Here is a 2,281-nt window from a genome sequence, read left to right on the forward strand (position 1 = left end):
TGCGCCGCGCGGAAGCCCGGGCCCAGGCCAACGGCTGGGAGCTTGCCACGGCGCGAGCGCAATTGGAGCGGGCGGCGGCGTGCTGGGCGGCCAACAACCACGCCGGCACCGAGCAACTGGTTTCCGAGGCCTACCCCGTCATCGCCCGTCACGACCGGGCCCACGACGCCGCCCGCTGCTGGCTTTTCATGGGACTCACCCGACTGGGGGCCGGCAAGCTGGAAGCCGCCGACGAATGCTGGGGACACGCCGAGCGGCACTGGCGGGAATTGGGAAAGCCGCTGTATCTGCACCGTATCCTGTTGCAACGTAGCTGGATAGCGATCTTCTGGAGCCGCTTCGCCGACGCGGTCGAGCTGATCGCCCAGGCCCGTGAACTGCTCGACTCGTCGCCGCGCAGCAGCTGGCTACAGTACGCGCTGCTCGACAATCATCTCGGAACCGTGTGGCGCGCGGACGCGTTGGCCGACCTCGGCTTCGACAGCTCGGGCGATCCCGACGAGACGCTGCAGGAGACGGAGGCGCGCCAGGCGGAGGGGCTCGGAATCCTCCACGGCGAGGTCGGCACCGAAAAATACCGGCGCGGCATGACCAAACTCCAGCAGGCCGCCGAGCTCAAGGTTCCCGCAGCGCTGGCCGTTGACTCGGTGCGGTATTCGATCGCCGACGCCGACGCGAGATCCCGCTGGGCCACCACCGTTTCCGGCCCCGTCCTGGCCGGCGCCTTCGCCGTCGCCTGGGAATGGGAGAACACCGAGCTGATCAGCCAACTGGTCGAATACCACAGCGCGCGCGGGACTTTCGATACCGGTGACCAGCGGCCGCGCACCGGCGAATGGGCATCGACGGCCACCCCAGCGGTCCCGGTCGATCCCGATCTGGAGCCCGCGCCCGCGCTGGCGGCGGCCGGCTCGCCGGCTACCGGTGGCGCATCGCTGACCCGGCTCGGGCCGTTGCCGCCGCTGCGCATGCAGCCCGAAGCGGAGCCGATCCTGAGCCAGTATCGTGAGCTGGCTCTCCAGCGCTACGGCCGCGCGGTCACCGCGGCCGAGGCGGCCTGGTCGACGTGGCCATGAGCGAGACCGATCGAACCACGCTGATCCTGAGGTATGCCGACGTCGGGATCGCCACCTACGCCAGCTTGCGGGTCGTCGGGGAGCCGTCGCGGACCGTCAACTGGGTCATCGAAGAGCCGCTGCTGCTGGCCGCGCTCGACGAACTGGTGAGCGCCCTGCCCGAGCCGTACGGCACCGAGGGACGGCGCGACGCCATCGAGCGCGCGCTGACCACCGGGCCCTTCGCGGCGCCGGACAGAGAGCTGACGCTCGCCTACATCCTCGGGGTGCTGTTGATCGGCTCCCCCGGCTGGCAGCTGTTGACCGAGTGCGTGACCCAGCCGCGGGCGGTGCTGTTCGTCTCGCCCAGCGCGCGGCTGGCTCGGGTTCCCTGGGGACTGCTGGCGTTGCCGAAATCGGGGCCCAGCAAGGAAGAATTGGTGCGCGCGCGCCAGGATGCCATCACCGCAAGCGGCCGGACGGCGGCCCGAATCCCGTGGCAGCTCGCCGATATCGAAAAGCACACCGACGGTCACCGGCTGATGGAACTGGTCGACGTGTTGCTGGCGGTCCCGCCGAATATCGTGCACTCGCCGCGGGTGACGGTCTCCTGGGGCGCGAGGAAGGACGGTCCGCCGCTCCTGGTGCTCGATCCCCGGGTGCCGGGACAGCGCCCCGACTCGGCGCTGGGCTCGGTGCTCGGCAGGCCCTCGCCTGCAACGCCATTGGCACAATACTTCACCGACGTGCTGGAGCACCGGCCGGTGCTGCCGTCCGTGGACGCCGCGGTCGAATTGTTCCGTCGCCAGGATGCCGACCGCACGTGGCTGGCCAAGCTGTTGACCCTTGCGCCGAGCAGGCTGCTGTATGTGGGCCACGCCAGTTCGGCCGACGGCCAGGCCGATCGGGCCGCGCTGCACCTCGCCGACACCGCCGAGATACCCGGCGACGCCGAGGCTATCGGCGATCACCGCCCGCTGACCGCCTCGGACCTGATGTCCTTAGCGCTGCCGATGCCGCCGCGGGTGGCCCTGCTCGCCTGCGGCTCGGGTGGGGACTACCAATTCGACGAGGCGACCGGGCTGGTGGCGGCGATGATCCTGGGCGGCGCCCAGTTGGTGACGGCCACCCTGTGGTCGCTACCCACGTCCGCGGCGTATCGCCAGTTCACCACGGCCACCGCCGATCCGATGGCCGGTGTCGTTGTCGCCGTGGATCGCGCCCAT

Annotated in this window: 1 protein-coding gene and 1 pseudogene; both read left to right on the top strand. The window is 70.4% G+C overall.

What is annotated here, in order from left to right:
• Nucleotides 1–1,076 (top strand): annotated as a pseudogene (locus A9X05_RS09475) (hypothetical protein); the annotation flags it as partial.
• A partial coding sequence (locus A9X05_RS09480) for a CHAT domain-containing protein (RefSeq protein WP_067780865.1) occupies nucleotides 1,073–2,281 on the top strand: 1,209 nt, incomplete at its 3' end. The pseudogene A9X05_RS09475 and the gene A9X05_RS09480, both read left to right, overlap by 4 nt.

This window comes from Mycobacterium sp. E3298 (assembly GCF_001666895.1).
In the GTDB taxonomy this organism is placed as follows: Bacteria; Actinomycetota; Actinomycetes; order Mycobacteriales; family Mycobacteriaceae; genus Mycobacterium.